At 73.3% G+C, this 15,101-nt stretch carries 14 protein-coding genes; 4 read left to right on the top strand and 10 right to left on the bottom strand.

Going from position 1 to position 15,101, the window contains the following annotated elements:
- Positions 1 to 35 precede the first annotated feature (35 nt).
- Positions 36 to 992: an L-tyrosine/L-tryptophan isonitrile synthase family protein gene (locus OG871_RS07800; protein ID WP_371495335.1), complete on the top strand. Its 957-nt coding sequence runs from the start codon at positions 36 to 38 to the stop codon at positions 990 to 992.
- Between the two features lie 79 nt (positions 993 to 1,071).
- On the opposite strand, the gene OG871_RS07795 is transcribed toward OG871_RS07800, so the two are convergent.
- From OG871_RS07795 to OG871_RS07770, 6 genes are all read right to left on the bottom strand, one after another.
- Positions 1,072 to 1,896: an ABC transporter ATP-binding protein gene (locus OG871_RS07795; RefSeq protein ID WP_371495334.1), complete on the bottom strand. Its 825-nt coding sequence runs from the start codon at positions 1,894 to 1,896 to the stop codon at positions 1,072 to 1,074.
- Positions 1,893 to 2,984 (bottom strand): FecCD family ABC transporter permease, encoded by a 1,092-nt coding sequence (locus OG871_RS07790; protein ID WP_371495332.1) that lies wholly within the window; start codon positions 2,982 to 2,984, stop codon positions 1,893 to 1,895. The genes OG871_RS07795 and OG871_RS07790 overlap by 4 nt, the downstream gene beginning before the upstream one ends.
- Complete coding sequence (locus tag OG871_RS07785) at positions 2,985 to 4,064, bottom strand: ABC transporter substrate-binding protein (RefSeq protein ID WP_371495330.1); 1,080 nt, start codon at positions 4,062 to 4,064, stop codon at positions 2,985 to 2,987.
- A gap of 159 nt (positions 4,065 to 4,223) precedes the next feature.
- Positions 4,224 to 5,138 (bottom strand): lytic polysaccharide monooxygenase, encoded by a 915-nt coding sequence (locus tag OG871_RS07780; RefSeq protein ID WP_371495329.1) that lies wholly within the window; start codon positions 5,136 to 5,138, stop codon positions 4,224 to 4,226.
- Positions 5,139 to 5,440: 302 nt separating this feature from the next.
- The gene (locus tag OG871_RS07775; protein WP_371495327.1) at positions 5,441 to 6,667 is read right to left on the bottom strand and encodes an IS110 family transposase; all 1,227 of its coding nucleotides are present in this window, start codon (positions 6,665 to 6,667) and stop codon (positions 5,441 to 5,443) included.
- A 238-nt stretch (positions 6,668 to 6,905) separates the two neighbouring features.
- Positions 6,906 to 8,369, bottom strand: a complete 1,464-nt coding sequence (locus OG871_RS07770) for an MFS transporter (protein WP_371495325.1) — start codon at positions 8,367 to 8,369, stop codon at positions 6,906 to 6,908.
- A gap of 205 nt (positions 8,370 to 8,574) precedes the next feature.
- Between OG871_RS07770 and OG871_RS07765 the strand changes: the two genes are divergently transcribed.
- Positions 8,575 to 9,276 (top strand): TetR/AcrR family transcriptional regulator, encoded by a 702-nt coding sequence (locus tag OG871_RS07765; protein WP_371495323.1) that lies wholly within the window; start codon positions 8,575 to 8,577, stop codon positions 9,274 to 9,276.
- 145 nt (positions 9,277 to 9,421) lie between these two features.
- Here OG871_RS07765 and OG871_RS07760 read toward each other — a convergent pair whose 3' ends face one another.
- From OG871_RS07760 to OG871_RS07750, 3 genes are all read right to left on the bottom strand, one after another.
- Positions 9,422 to 10,489 carry a polysaccharide deacetylase family protein gene (locus tag OG871_RS07760; protein ID WP_371495321.1) on the bottom strand — a complete coding sequence of 356 codons (1,068 nt, stop codon included), beginning with the start codon at positions 10,487 to 10,489 and terminating at the stop codon, positions 9,422 to 9,424.
- Between the two features lie 461 nt (positions 10,490 to 10,950).
- Positions 10,951 to 11,850: a hypothetical protein gene (locus tag OG871_RS07755; RefSeq protein WP_371495319.1), complete on the bottom strand. Its 900-nt coding sequence runs from the start codon at positions 11,848 to 11,850 to the stop codon at positions 10,951 to 10,953.
- Positions 11,847 to 12,899: an SPFH domain-containing protein gene (locus OG871_RS07750; RefSeq protein WP_371495317.1), complete on the bottom strand. Its 1,053-nt coding sequence runs from the start codon at positions 12,897 to 12,899 to the stop codon at positions 11,847 to 11,849. The genes OG871_RS07755 and OG871_RS07750 overlap by 4 nt, the downstream gene beginning before the upstream one ends.
- A 139-nt stretch (positions 12,900 to 13,038) precedes the next feature.
- Between OG871_RS07750 and OG871_RS07745 the strand changes: the two genes are divergently transcribed.
- Both OG871_RS07745 and OG871_RS07740 read left to right on the top strand, forming a co-directional pair.
- Positions 13,039 to 13,821, top strand: coding sequence for a crotonase/enoyl-CoA hydratase family protein (locus tag OG871_RS07745; RefSeq protein ID WP_371495314.1), 783 nt, complete (start codon positions 13,039 to 13,041; stop codon positions 13,819 to 13,821).
- Positions 13,822 to 13,922: 101 nt separating this feature from the next.
- Entirely contained in the window at positions 13,923 to 14,414 is a 492-nt protein-coding gene (locus tag OG871_RS07740) for an NUDIX hydrolase (protein ID WP_371495311.1), read from the top strand.
- A gap of 15 nt (positions 14,415 to 14,429) precedes the next feature.
- Here the strand turns inward: OG871_RS07740 and OG871_RS07735 are convergent, their stop codons facing one another.
- The gene (locus tag OG871_RS07735; protein WP_371495310.1) at positions 14,430 to 15,080 is read right to left on the bottom strand and encodes a response regulator; all 651 of its coding nucleotides are present in this window, start codon (positions 15,078 to 15,080) and stop codon (positions 14,430 to 14,432) included.
- Positions 15,081 to 15,101 lie beyond the last annotated feature (21 nt).

Genomic DNA, 15,101 nt, shown 5'->3' with positions numbered 1-15,101 from the left:
AGGCGCTGTCCCGTCATGCCCTCATGGAGGACCGCATGTCGTCAACCGCCACTCTGGCCCCACTCCAGCCCACCCATCCGGCCGTCGCCCGCGTCAGCGCCGAACTGCTGGAACTGCTGCTGCCCCATCGCCGGGCCTCCGACCCGGACCTACCCGCGACCGCCGGCCTCTTCCCGGTCCAACTACGCCAGGTGGCCGACTTCGTGGCCGCCGGCGAGCCGGTCGTGTTCACCCTGCCGGGCTTCCCCTGCAAGTCGCCCAACACCCACAAGGTGCTGGGCCACCTCCCCGACGAGGGCGAGCGGCTGGCCCTGGGCTTCCTCAACGGGCTGTGCGAGCGGATCGCCCAGGTGTACTCACCGGGCGCCAGGATCCTGATCTGCTCGGACGGCCATGTGTTCGGCGACCTGATCCGCGTCCCGGACCGGGACATCGACGCCTACTCCGACGAACTCGCCGCCATGATCGACCGGGAGGGCCTGCAGCACCTGGCGACCTTCGACATGCGCGACGTGCTGGGCGATCTGCCCTACGACGACAAGCGCGCCCTGGTGCACGCCCGGTTCGCGCCCTCGCTCGAGGACCTGCGCGCCGAGGTCAGGTCCGACGAGGAGACCAACAGCCTCTACCGGGGCATCACCCGCTTCCTGGTCGACGACACGGCCGACTTCACCGGTACCAGATCGGCTCTGCAGCGCGAGTGCCGCCGCCGCGCGTACGGCGTGATCCAGCGCAGCCGCGCCTGGGGCACCCTGATCGCCGAGCAGCACCCCCGTTCGGTCCGGCTGTCCATCCACCCGCAGCCGATCGGCGCCGGCAAGTTCGGCATCCGGCTGCTGGACCACCGGGACGTGTGGGCCACGCCGTGGCACACCGCGGTCCTGCACCGGGCCGACGGCGAGTGGGAGCTGATGCACCGGGCGGAGGCGGAGCGGATCGGCACCCTCGTCCACCGCGACGGGCGGCCGAGCCACTTCGAGACCGCCCGATAGGCCGGCCATCGCCGGCCACCGCGGCGGCACGCCGGACCGCGGAGGGACGGGGGTGCTGCCGACCCCGCCCCTCCGCGGCTCACCGGTCGACCCCGACCGCGCCTGTGCCGGTGACCGCGGAGGCGGCCCCGTCGGCAGGGCTGCGGTGGTCGAAGGCGATCAGCGGATCGCCGGTCAGCGGGTGCTCCACGACGGCCGCGCGCACCCCGAACACCTCCGCGAGCAGCTCCGGCGTCAGCACCTCGCGCGGCGGCCCGGAGGCCACCACGGCGCCCCGGTGCAGCACGTGCAGCCGGTCGCAGACCGAGGCCGCCGCGTTCAGGTCGTGCAGCGCGACCAGGGTGGTGGTGGCCTGCGCGCGCAGCAGGGCGAGCAGCTCCACCTGGTGCCGTACGTCCAGGTGGTTGGTGGGCTCGTCCAGCACCAGCACGTCCGGCTCCTGGGCGAGCGCCCGGGCCAGCAGCACGCGCTGCCGTTCGCCGCCGGAGAGCTGGGAGAACGGGCGCCCGGCGTGCTCCAGCATCCCGACCCGGGCCAGACCGGAGGTCACCGCGGCCCGGTCCCGGACGCTCTCGGCGGCGAACGCCCGCTGGTACGGGATCCGGCCGAGCGCCACCACCTGGGCCACCGTCAGCTCGAAGTCCCCGCCGCGCTCCTGCGGGAGGGCCGCGATGTGCCGCGCGGACTCGGCGGGCGGCAGCGCCGCCAGGTCGCGGCCGTCCAGCACCACCCGGCCGGCCTTCGGCGCCAGGTGCCGGTAGACGGTCCGCAGCAGGGTCGACTTGCCGCTGCCGTTGGGGCCGACCAGGCCGGCGATCTCGCCCTTCTCGGCGACCAGGTGGACGCCGGCCACCACGGTGCGCCCGGAGAGGGCCACGTGCAGGTCTTCCAGGGCGATCCTCAACTGCGCTCCAGTCGTCGGTCGAGCAGGTACAGCAGGGCGGGCGCGCCGATCAGCGCGGTGACCACGCCGATCGGCAGCTCCTGGGTGTCCAGCGCGGTACGGGCCACGGTGTCGACCACCACCAGCAGGACGGCGCCGGTGAGAGCGGACAGCGGCAGCAGCCGGCGGTGGTCGCCGCCGCACACCAGCCGGCAGACGTGCGGCACCATCAGCCCGACGAAGCCGATCGCCCCCGAGACCGCGACCAGGACACCGGTCAGCACGCTGGTGGCGACGAACAGCTCGCGGCGCAGCCGGGCGACCGGCACGCCGACGCTGGCTGCGGTCTCGTCGCCCATCAGCAGGGCGTTGAGACCCCGCGCCCGGGCCTGGAGGACGGCCAGCCCGAGCAGGACGGCCGCCGCGGGGACGAGGAGTTCGTCCCAGGTGGCGCCGCTGAGGCTGCCCATCAGCCAGAACAGCACCCCCCTGGTCTGCTGCTCGTCCCCGGCCTGCAGCACCAGGTAGCTGGTGAAGCCGGACAGGAACTGCCCGATGCCGACGCCCGCGAGCACCAGCCGCAGCGGGGAGAAGCCCCCGCCGCGCCGGGCCATCGCCCAGACCAGGGCGAAGGCGGCGAGGGCGCCGGCGAACGCGGCCCCGGAGACGCCGAGGCCGACCGCCGTCCCGCCGGCCGTACCGAGCACGATCACGCCGACGGCGCCGAGCGAGGCGCCGGAGGAGATGCCGAGCAGGTAGGGGTCGGCGAGCGGGTTGCGGACCAGCGCCTGGACGGCGGCGCCGACCAGGCCGAGCCCGGCGCCGACCAGGGCGGCCAGCAGGGCGCGCGGGACGCGCAGTTGCCAGACGATCAGGTCGCGGGTGCCCGGCAGGGGCGGGCGGCCGGTCAGCCGGCGGGCGACCACCGACCAGACCTCGCCGGGCGGGACGTCGACGGAGCCGAGCGAGACGGCGGTGGTCAGCGCGGCCAGCAGGGCGAGTGCGAGGACGGCGGCGGCCCAGCCGGCCGGCACCCGGCGGGGTGGACGGCCGCCGGGCGGGCCGGCCGCGGGCCCGGGGGCCTCGCGAGGCGGTGCGGTGACGGCCATTCAGCTGCCGTTCCGGACCAGGTCGGGGTGGACGGTGGCGGCGATCCGCTGCACGGTCTCCGCGTTGCGGGTCCCGGCGATGGTGGTGACCTCGGAGCCGATCCGCAGGAAGTGGCCCTGCTGGACGGCGGGCAGGGCCTTGGTGGCGGGGAACTCGCGCAGGAACCTCTCGGCCTCGTCGTAGGCCTTGGTGTTCTCCGCCTCGCTGCCGCGGTCGCGAATGCCCAGCTGGATCCAGTCCGGGTTCTTCGCCACCACGTCCTCCCAGCTCACGGGGCGGAAGTCGGAGTCGCAGTCGGCGAAGACGTTGCGGGCGCCGGCCAGGGTGATCACCGCGTTGGCGACCTGCCGGCCGCAGAGTGCGACCGGCTGCTTGGTGCCGGCGTCGAAGTCGAAGAAGAAGTAGCCGGGGCGGCGGTCCGCGGGCAGGTCCTTGAGAGCGGTGGTGACCGCCTTGACCCGGGTCTCCATCGCGGCGGTCAGCTCCTCGGCCTTCGCGCCGGTCCCGGTCACCGCGCCGAGGCGGCGGATGTCCTGCTCGACCTCGGCCAGATCGGTGCGGGCTCCCTTGGCGGAGGCGGTACACGCGGTGGAGAGCAGGTAGACGTGCTTGATCCCGGCGGCCGTGAACTCGGCCTCGGTCGGGGCGCCGCCCGCGCCGCCCATCATGTCCATCGAGCCGAAGGTGTCCACGTAGGTGTCGGCGCCGGAGCCGAGCAGCTTCTCCTTGGCGATACCCATCTCGCCGAGCACCGGCACCTTGGCGCCCTGGTCGGCGACGGCGGCCGGGAGGGTGCCCTTGCCGGGCGGGAAGCCGGTGCCGATGACCCGGTCGCCGGCGCCGAGCTGGAGCAGCATCTCCAGGGCGGAGCCGTTGCTGGTGACGATCCGCTGCGCCGGGCCGGTGAAGGTGGTCTCCTTGCCCGTGCAGTCGGCGACCTTCGTCGGGAAGGCCCCCGACACGGCCCCGGCCGTCCTGGGAGCGGCCTCGCTGCCGCCGCCACCTTCGGTGGTGTCGCAGGCGGTGGCGGTGAGCAGCGCGGCGGCCGCCGCGATGCCGCACAGGACGCGAGAACGCATGGGGACTCTCCTGGATATCCGGGTGGGACGGGCCCGCTGTGGCGGGCCGTGGACCAGGTAGTCGCGCGGATCGGGGGAGGAGTTCCCAGGGGTGCCGAAACAGCCGCCGGGGAGCGATGGGGCGCTCCCCGGCGGTCGGTGCGGTGCGGTGCCGGAGCGTCAGCTGCTGTGGCTGAGCGCTCCCGGGCGGCGGCGGTAGACGAAGACCGCGGAGGCGGCCACCGCCGCCAGGGCGGATCCGCCGAGCACCAGCGACCCGGTCGAGCCGGCCGGGAGCGGTACGGCGGCGCTGCCCTGCGCCGCGGCGGCCTGGTGGTCGCCGCCGTGGCCCTGGTGGTCGACGGTGGAGCGGGTGTAGCCCGCGGCGATCTGCTGCTCGGTCGGCGCGGACGGGGCGGACAGGGACTGCAGGCCGGTCGCGGCCGCGGTGGTGCCCTGCCCGTACGTGACGTCGGAGCAGCCGTAGAAGGCCTCGGGGCTGTCGTTGCGCTGCCAGACCAGGTAGAGCAGCTGGCGGCCGGTCCGGCCGGGGAGGTTGCCGCTGAAGGTGTAGTACCCGTTGGTGGCGGTCCGGCTGGTCGGGTACTCGGCCACCGGGTTGGCGAGGTCGAGGTCGGCCCACTTGAGGGGCTTGGTCGGGTCGTAGCCCGGCTTGGTGATGTAGAGCTTCATGAGGCCCTGGTGCGGCGCGGTCACCCGGAAGTTGAAGGTGAACGAGCCGGACTGGACGCCGGTGTCGGGCCAGTCGGTGCGGGCCATGTCGAGGGCCTTGTACTTGTCGCGGTTGGCCGAGCAGAGCTTGCCGTCCGGGATGAGCTGCTGGTGCTGACCGTTCGCGTTGGCGATGTTGACCTCGTTCCAGTCGTACAGCGGCTGGGTGCCGCTCATCGCGACGAGGTCCTTGCACACCTGGGACTGCGGGTGCTCGGGGCCCTCGGCGTAGCAGGTGGCGACCCTGCTGACGGGGCCGTAGAGCGAACCGTGGGCGCTCGCGGTGCCGGTCGTGACGGCGGCCGTCAGCAGGACGGTCGCGCCGACGACACCCGAGGCCAGGAGGCGGCGGGTTACGGACATGGGGGATCTCCTCGACGGTACTTCGGGCCTGCTGTGGGGGACGGGCACGTCTGCCCGGGGACCCTGGGGAGCGACCCCGGGGCAAGGCGCGGCGCGGACCCGGCGCGCAGCCTGGTACGAGCGTATGATTGGCCTAGACCATATGGCAATAGCCGGGAATACCCGGTGAGTTGACGGACCGTCCTACCTAGTCTGCGACCTGCGGAAAGGGACGCGGAACGGCCCGTGCTCCGCCGGGGTCGGCTGGGGGGCACGGGCCGTCAGGGGTTGGTGCGGGGTCAGACACCCCATGACGTTTGAGGTCAAGCGGCATGGAGGTGTGCGTGGTGGGACCAGGCGGTTGCTTCGTCGTAGTGGGTGCGGGTCTTGAGGCATCCGTGGAGGATGCCGACGAGTCGGTTGCCGACCTGGCGGAGAGCGGGGTTGTAGCCGGCCTCGGGTGCGCGCTGCTTGTCGTAGTAGCGGCGGGCGCCGGGTGAGGCGCGCAGGGCGGAGAACGCCTGGCGCTGGAGGGCGTCGGCGAGCCGGTTGTTGCGGACGTAGCGGGCCTGGACGGTGTGGCTCTTGCCGGAGGCCCGGGTGACGGGGCTGGTGCCGGCGTAGTTCTTGCGGGCTTTGGCGGAGGTGTAGCGGGTGGGGTCGTCCCCGAACTCGGCGAGCACCCGGGCGCCGGTGATCTCTCCGATGCCGGGCATGGAGAGGTAGATCTCAGCGTCCGGGTGCGCGAGAAAATGCGCCCTCACCTGCTTTTCCATCGCGGCTATCTGCTCGTTGAGGGCGAGCAGGAGCCGGGAGTGGGCAATGGTGGCGGCCGCGTAGGCGGCCGTGACCGGCTCGGGCAGCTCCAGCTGCTTCTCGCGCAGTGCGGCCTGGATCGCGCCGGCCTTCTGGTCCCGGTTGTGTCGGCGGGCCCGGGCGAGGACGGCGGCGATCTGGGTGCGGGTCAGCTTCGCCGCCGCCTGCGGTGTGGGTGCTCTGATCAGCAGTTCCAGTGCGTCGGTGCTGGTCAGTTCCAGGGACGCGTAGGCGTTCAGGGCGGCGGGGAAGTACTCGCGCAGCGTGCTGCGGAGCCGTTGGAAGGTGCGGGTGCGTTCCCAGATCAGGGTCTGGTGGGCGCGGGTCACGACCTTGACGGCCTGGGCCTGGTCGCTGTCGCCGGCGATGGGCCGTAGCTGGTCGCGGTCGATGCGGACCATGTCGGCCAAGGCGTGGGCGTCGCCCTTGTCGCTCTTGGCGCCGGAGGTGCCGTACCGCTCCTTGAACCGGGCGACCTGCCGGGGGTTGATCGCGTAGACCTGGTAGCCGGCGGCGAGCAGGGCCTGTACCCAGGTGCCGCGGTCGGTCTCGATCCCGACGATCACGTCGGCGGGATCGGGGTCCTCTCCGGCGTGCTTGGCCACGAGCTCGTGCAGCTTGGCGATGCCTTCCGCGCCCTCGGGCAGCCTCGCGGTTGCGAGGCGTCGGCCGGTCGCGTCCTGGACCTCGACGTCGTGGTGGTCCTCGGCCCAGTCGTCGCCGATCAGCAGCAACTCTTCCTCCCCATCGCGTATTTGCTGGTCGTGCAGCCTGCGGAAGACACGGCACGCGGCCTAATGGATCCAGTGCTCACGCCCTGTTCGGCGGGCACGCCACCCCATCAGCGGTCATGGCCTTCCGGCCGACCAGCAGGGGCACGGTCTGACCCCAGAACTCGCAGTGGTTCCGGCGGAGAGAGTGCTCACCTGCTGGCGGCTACGGCACCGAGTCTCTACGACTCAGCAAGTCCCATTAGGCGGAGACCTTCTCGGGCTGCTCGGCGCCGTCCCGGCCGTCCTCGGCGCCGGACTCCGGGTGCGGCCGGGCGTGCTTGGGCAGCAGGAAGATGGCGGCGAACACGACGGCCAGCATCGCGATCTCGACGGCGAGGGTGAACTGCTCGGCGTGGACGAAGCTCTCGGTCTTGATCTGCTCGAAGAAGACCGTGCCCAGGATCGCGGTGCCGAGGGCGGCGCCGAGCTGCTGGACGGAGGTGAGGGTGCCCGAGGCCGAACCGGTCTCGTGCGGCTCGACCGAGGCGAGCACGGTGTCGAAGAACGGCGCCATCACGAAGCCCATGCCGAGGCCCGTCACCGTGAGCGCCGGTGCCAGCTGCCACGGGGTCACCTCGGCGCCGGCCAGATGGAGGGTGAGGATCACGGCGCCGACGCCGAGGGCCATCACGATCAGCCCGCCGTGCATGACCTTGCGGCCGAACTTCAGCAGCGCCTGCGAGGTGACGAAGGCGATCACCATGCCGACCGACGACGGGATGCCGGCCAGGCCCGCCTTGAACGGCGAGTAGTGCAGACCGATCTGGGTGTAGAGGCTGAAGGTGAGCCAGAAGCCGGTCATGGCGGAGAAGAAGGCCAGGCCGAGGACCATGCCGCCGCTGAAGCCGCGCTTGCGGAACAGGCTCGGCTCCACCAGCGGGTCGCCGCCGGAGCGGCTCTTGCGGTTCTCGTACCAGGCGAAGAGGGCGAACACCGCCAGCGACAGCCCGATCAGCGCGAAGGCCCAGGCCGGCCAGCCGTGCTCGCGGCCCTGGACCAGCGGGAAGACGATCAGTGCCGAGCCGACGGCGGCGAGCAGGGCTCCGGCCAGGTCGAGCCGCACCGTCCGGGCGCTCTTCCACTCGGGCAGGAAGGCCACGCCGCCGGCGATCGCGAACAGGCCGAGCGGGATGTTGATCAGGAAGATCATTCGCCAGCCGCTGCCCCACAGGTCGGCGTCGACCAGCCAGCCGGCGAGGATCGGGCCGCCGACCGTCGACAGGCCCATCACCGGGCCGAACAGGCCGAACGCGGTGGCCTGCTCCTTCTCGGAGAAGATCTCCTTGAGCATGCCCAGGCCCTGCGGCAGCATGATGGCGCCGAGCAGGCCCTGGAACACCCGGGCGGCGATCAGCTGGCCGGGCTCCTGGGCGAGGCCGCAGGCGACCGAGCCGAGGGTGAAGCCGACGGCGCCGATGAGGTACATCCGGCGGCGGCCGAAGATGTCGCCGAGGCGGCCACCGGTGATCAGGCCGATCGCCATGGCGAGCGTGTACGCGGCGCCCAGCCACTGGATGAGGGACTCGCCGCCGCCGATGTCGGTCCGGATCGACGGTCCGGCGATGTTGGTGACGAGGGAGTCCAGGAGGTCCATGACCTCGGCGGCGAGGATGACGAACAGCGCCGCCCATCGCCATCTGTAGGGGGACGTCGGCTCGGTCATCTGGAACTCCTGGGGTGCGGGGACGGACTCGTGACGAACACTGTTCTACGGCGCGACCGCCGTTCTGTCAACACACTGTTCGCCTGGCGAACGTCGTTCGTGCCGGCCTCGGCCTCCCGACCTGGGGAACAGTGTTCGCCGGGGGTACGATGTTCGCCGGGGGAACGCCGGACGATCACCGAGTAGTCGCGAAAGCAGGTGGCGCATGACCTCGCAGATGCCCCCCGTCCCCTGGCACAAGGCGCGGAAGGCGGACGTCCGCCAGCCGTTGAGCCAGGAGGCGATCGTCGAGGCCGGGATCCGGATCCTCGACGCCGAGGGCCTCGGCGGCGTCACCATGCGCCGGATCGCGCAGGAGCTCGACACCGGCCCGGCCTCGCTCTACGCGCACGTGTCCAACAAGGACGAGCTCCGCGAGCTGATGCTGGAGCGGATCTCCGGGGAGATCCCGCTGCCCGACGCCCCGGACCCGGCCCGCTGGAAGGAGCAGATCACCCGGATCTGCCTGGACGCCCAGCGCGTCTACACCGCGCACCGCGACATCACCCTGGTGTCGCTGGGCTCCATCCCGACCGGCGCCAACCAGCTGCGGGTCGCGGAGTTCATGCTCTCCGTGATGCTCGCGGCCGGCATCCCGGACCGGGTCGCCACCTGGGCCCTGGACGGTCTCGGCCAGCTGATCGACTCGGACGCGTACGAGGCCTGCATGTACGCCGCGGAGATCCAGCGCGGCACCGATCTGGACGCCTACTTCGAGAGCATCAAGGACTACTTCTCCCGGCTCCCCGCCGACCGGTTCCCGCTGATCAGCAGCATGGCGTCGACGATGGTCGACGGCGACGGGGACGACCGCTTCGCGTTCAAGATCGACGTGTTCCTGCGCGGCCTGGAGTCCTACATCGAGTAGTGAGGCCGCACCGAGCCGTGCGGCCGCACCAGGCAGTGCGGCCGCACCGACGAGTGAGGCCGCCGCACCCGCCGACCGCCTGTCAGGGCGGGGTGGCCGGCGGGTGCGGCGGCGTTCGGGGGCCGGGCCGGTGCCCGACGGGGTGTCAGCAGCCGCCGCGGATCCGGTGCACGGCCGGGTGCAGGCCGGACAGGATGGTGTCGAAGCGGTGCCGGGTGGTGTCGGAGTTGACCCGCAGCCGGTTGATCCGCAGCGGGTCGGGCGGCAGCAGGGAATCGTGTCGGTGGTTGAACAGGAAGCCCAGCCGGTAGCCGAGCTCGCCGAGCAGCGCCTCGGTGCGCTCGTCCCGGTTGCCGTTCGGGTAGGCGAAGGCGGTGGGCGCCTCGCCCAGCCAGCCGGTCAGCAGGCGGTGGGCCTCGGTGACCTCGGTGCGGGCGGTGCCGTCCGCGCAGCGGTCCAGGCACGGGTGGGAGTCGGTGTGGTTCCCGATCGCCACGCCGGCCGAGCGCAGTTCGGTCAGGTCGGTACGGGTGAGCTGGGCCTGCCGCGGGGCCCGGATGGCGGCGGTGGCGCGCAGCTCCTGCAGGCTGCGGCGGCGGTCCGCGTCCGGCAGGGCCTTCAGCCGGCCCACGGTGTTCTGCGGCGGACAGCCGGGCAGTGCCTGCGCGGTGCCGCCGTGACCGGCCAGGAACGCGGCCTCGGACCACCAGAACGGGTGGTCGGTGTCGATGAGTTCGGTCACCACGAAGGCCGCGGCGGGAATCCGCAGCCGGGCGAGCACGGGCAGGCCGTGGGTGAGGACGCTGCGGTCACCGTCGTCGAAGGTGACCAGCACGCTGCGCGGCGGCAGCGGGCGCCGCTCCGTCACGCAGCGCTGCAACTCGCCGAGCGAGACCGGGCTCGCGGTGCGTACCAGGCGCTCCATCTGGGCGGCGAACGCCGTCGGGTCGTCGATCCCGTGGTAGGCCAGCACGGCCAGCCGCCGGGAGGACAGGGCGCGGAACACCGGCTGCAGCGGCGAGTGGCGCAGCAGCCCGTCGATCCTGCGCCGTCGGGCGTCCCCGGCCACCGGCTGCGGCCGGTGCGCCGTGGTGTTCGACGCCGTGGTGTTCGACGCCGCGGTGGTCGACGGTGTGCTGCTCGACGGTGTGCTGCTGAGCTTCTTGCTGTCCACGGTGACGGTCGCACGCGCGGTCGTGTCCGGCTTCGACACGCTTACCCCCTCCGAACTCTGCCGCGTGCGCAGCCGACCCTGGGTGGCAGTGGCCCGGCAGCGCGCTGTCGGGCGCGACAGCGGATCCCGCACGCTCTGAAGACGTTTTTACCGCCACGGTGGTGACTTTAATACCTCTTTGGAAAACTTTTCCTGACTGAATATCAACTGGGCGGATCCTGGCTGCGATCTGTACGCGTCAGAGCTAACGTACTGCGTGTCACGCCTCCCGGCACCGGAGTCCGCACGGTCGGCCGGATTCGGTCGGGTGGTGGGCCGGGGAAGGCGGAGCGCCCGGCGCGCGGCCGCCGGGCGGGGGTGCGCCCGGCGGGAACGGGCGTTCGGCCCATCGGTGCCGGAGGCTGTCCTTCGCCTGCGGATCATCACAGGATCGACACGCCCTGGTCGCGGAATCTTTACTTCGCGCACCGGCGTCGCCGGTGCCGCCGACGGGCGGCCGCTCAGCCGAACAGGCGCAGCCGCTCCGCCGCCACGCCGACCCGGACGGTCTGACCCCAGGTTAGCCGCAGCGCGTCGGACTCGACACCGTCTCCGAAAGCCACCAGCTGGTCCGACTCGACGGTCAGCGTGAGCCGCTCGCCGCCCGCCAGCAGCCCCTGCACCTGTCCGGTGCCGGTGAGCGGCGACGGCCAGGCCTCCCGGACGAACCAGGCCACCGCCGGCGCGCCCGGCCCCGGCAGGTCGAGGCTGCTGCGCCGTTCCAGCCAGGTCGAGCGGCACCAGCCCGTCGCCCCGGTGCCGGTGCCGACCAGAACCCCGGAGGAGGCCTGCGACTCCTCGGCGCCGTCGGCCGCCGCGAGCCGGTAGCGGGCGGTCTGGTGGCTGTGCTGGCCGAGGTAGATCTCGTTGAGGGCGAGCAGCCGCTGGGTGTCGTCGGCGACCGCCTCGACCATGGTGCGCTCCTCCAGGTGGCGGTCGCCGCCCGGGGCGGCGACCGCGCGCAGCACCCGGGCCGCGTCCGCCGCCCGGTGCCGGACGAGCACCCCGAGGCCGCGGCCGGGCTCGGTGTCGATCCCCACCACCGGCTGCCCGGCGAGGTACTTGGCGGCGTTGGCCACCAGTCCGTCCTGGCCGACCACCACCAGGACGTCCTCGGGGGTGAACAGGAAGCGGTCCAGGTCGGCGCGCTCCACCCGGCTGCGGCGCCAGTCCAGCGGCACGGCCGCGGCCACCTCCGCCAGGGCGGCCAGGGCGCGGTGGTGGCGCTGCTCCACCTCGTCCAGGGTCCGGCCCCGGGTGGACAGGAAGAACGCCGCCTGCCCGCGGGAGCCGTGCCGGGCGATCAACTCCTCGTACTCGGTGCGGCGGTGGACCACCACCGCCCGTGGCGCCAGGCTCATCGGCCCTCGCCCTCGGCGGCCCCGGCCCGGCCGAGCCGGGTGAGCAGGCCGGTCAGCACGTCCGGGCTGAGCGTGATGCTGTCGATCTTCGGCAGGTGCTCGGCCAGCTTGCTCAGCGCCAGCGCGTGCAGCAGCTCCGGCCCGGCCTGCTGGTGGGCGAGCAGCCAGGCCTCCTCGGAGGCGGCCCTGGCCTCGCCGAGCACCCGCTCGGAGTCGGCCTGGGCGTCCGCCAGGATCCGGGCGGCCTCGGCCTCGGCGGTGGCGATCCGGGTGCGGCGGGCGGCCTCCGAGTCGGCCCGGACCCGGTCGGCGGCGGCGTTCTGCTCGGCCTGTCGACGGGCGTTGGCGCCCTGCTGGGCGACCAGGTCCTCCTCGCGGCGGGCCAGCTCGATCTTGCTGGCCAACTCGTTCTCGGCGATGGCGCGCTCACGCTCGACGGCGACCGCGCGGCGCTCGTACGTGGCCCGGTCGGCCTCCTGCTGGACCAGCTCGCGCGCCGGGGTGCGCAGCGCGCGCTCCAGCTCGGCCTCGGGTCGCAGCGCGGTGACCCGGACGGCGATCACGGCGAGCCCGGTCTCGGTGAGCCGCGGGTCCGTGGTCAGGCCGGCGCCGATCTTCTCGCGGACGGGGGTCACCCCGGCGGCGAGCGCCTGCGAGAGCGTCAGGCCGGCGATCAGCTCCAGGGCGTGCTGCTGGGCGCTCTCGGTGAGCAGGGTGCCGAGCTGGTCCAGCGGCTCGGCCCGCCAGGCGCCGGTGTCGGGGTCGATGCCGAAGTCCACCCGGGTGGCCGCCACGACCGGATCGGTGATCCGGTAGGTGACGGTGGCCTGGACGGTGAGGTCCTGGAAGTCGGCCGTGCGGGCGTGGCAGATCATCGCCAGCTCCCGGTCGTCGGCGGGGACTTCGGAGATCGCCGCGGTGAGCGGGCGGAACCAGAAGGCGAGGCCGGTGCCCTCGTGGGCGAGCGTGCCGCTGCGCAGGTGCCGGATGTGGGCCGTGGGTGCGGCGCGCAGGTGGCGGAATCCGAATCGCCTGGTGATGTCGGCCATGGCTGGCCCCCTTTCTCGTCCACCTGACGATAACTGGCCGAGATCATTATCGTCAAGAGGACGAAAACGGCGGCCGCGGGGCCGCGGGGGCATGATGGCCCGACAGGTACGGCTCGGGAGCGCGACGGAGGCGGACGCGGTGGCGAAAGACACGGTGGCGAAGGACGCGGTGCGGGTCGAACAGTGCGGCCCGGTCAGAACGGTGGTCCTGGCCCGCCCCGAGGCCCGCAACGCGGTGGACGGGCCGACCGCGGCCGCCCTGCTCGAAGCCTTCGAGGAGTTCGACGCCGACGACAGCGCCTCGGTGGCCGTCCTCTGGGGCGAGGGCGGCACCTTCTGCGCCGGCGCGGACCTCAAGGCGGTCGGTACCGGGCGCGGCAACCGCCTCGCCGGGGACGGACCGGGCCCGATGGGCCCCACCCGGCTGCGCCTGGGCAAGCCGGTGATCGCCGCCGTGGCCGGCCACGCGGTGGCCGGCGGACTCGAACTGGCGCTCTGGTGCGACCTGCGGGTCGCCGCGCAGGACGCGGTGTTCGGCGTTTTCTGCCGCCGCTGGGGCGTCCCGCTGATCGACGGCGGCACCGTCCGGCTGCCCCGTCTGATCGGCACGGGCCGGGCCATGGACCTGGTCCTGACCGGCCGCCCGGTCGACGCCGAGGAGGCGTACCGGATCGGTCTGGCCGACCGCCTGGTGCCGGCCGGCACCGAACGGGCCGCCGCCGAGGCGCTGGCCGCCGAGCTCGCCCGCTTCCCCCAGACCTGCCTGCGCCACGACCGGCTCTCGCTGCTCGAACAGGACGGCCTCGCCGAGCCCGCGGCGATGGCCAACGAGTGGGCCCACGGCCGTATTTCGCTCGCCTCGGACACCGCGGCCGGTGCGGCCCGCTTCGCCGCCGGGGAGGGCCGCCACGGCTCGTTCTGAGGCGGAACCGGGCGCGGTGCGATTGTCCGTCCATTCCGGTCGGTGCATGGCCCGGGGCCGCGGCGGGGAGCTCTCCTCCCGAGCGACGAAGGAGCACCAGTGTGACGACCGAGACCCTCCCGCCCGACCGGTTCGCGGCCACCCTGCCCAAGCACGTGGTGTCGGCGGGGGTGCTGCTCACCGACGCGGACGACCGGATCCTGATGCTCCGCCAGGCCCGGGCCTACCCCGCGCACCCGGTCTGGTGGCAACTCCCCGGCGGCCTGGCCGACCACGGCGAGCGCCCCTGCCGCACGGCCGTGCGCGAGACCCACGAGGAGACCGGCCTGCGGGTCGACGGCCCGCTGCCGCTGCTCGCCGTCGACTACCGCCGTGCCTCCGACGGCTGGCCGCCGGTGATCGACTTCTGCTTCGACGGCGGTACTGCGGCGGGCGCTCCCGTCCTCAGCGCGGAACACGACGCCTACGACTGGCGCAGCCACCGGGACTGGCTGGCCGGCCTGCACCCCGCACAGCAGCCCTGGTTCACCGCGCTGTGGCGCGCCCGCCGGAGCCGGACACCGCCGTACCTGTACGACGGCGTGAGCCCGTGAGCGGGCCGCGGCCGGTCAGCCCCCGCTCTCCAGGTGGCGCAGCACGGCCAGGACGCGGCGGTGGCCGCCGTCCGAGGCGGGCAGGTCGAGCTTGGTGAAGATGTTGGCGATGTGCTTCTCGACCGCGCGCCCGGAGATCACCAGGAGGTCCGCGATCGACTGGTTGGTGCGGCCCTCGGCCATCAGCGCGAGCACCTCGCGCTCGCGCGGGGTGAGCGCGTCGAGCGTGGCGGCCCGGCGGCTCGCGCCGAAGAGCTGGGAGACCACCTGCGGATCGAGGGCGGTGCCGCCGGCCGCGACCCGGGCGAGCGCGTCCGTGAACTCGTCGAGGTCGACGACCCGTTCCTTCAGCAGGTAGCCCACGCCGGCGCAGTCGCTGCCGAGCAGCTGGGCGGCGTACCTGGTCTCCACGTACTGGGAGAAGATCAGCACGCCGACGCCGGGGTGCTCCTGGCGGATCGTCACCGCCGCCCGCAGCCCCTCGTCGGTCTGGGTCGGCGGCATCCGTACGTCCACCACCGCGGCGTCCGGCCGGTGCTCGGCGACGGCGGCCAGCAGCGCCTCGCCGTCCCCGACCGCGGCGACCACCTCGACCCCGCGCAGGGCGAGCAGTTGGGCCAGCCCCTCCCGCAGGATGGCCGAGTCCTCGGCGATCACCACCCGCATCCGCGGTTCCTCCCCCGTCCG

It is taken from the genome of Kitasatospora sp. NBC_00374 (assembly GCF_041434935.1).
GTDB lineage: Bacteria > Actinomycetota > Actinomycetes > Streptomycetales > Streptomycetaceae > Kitasatospora.
Note: the sequence above shows the minus strand (reverse complement) of the source record. Positions and strands in the feature narration are given on the sequence as shown.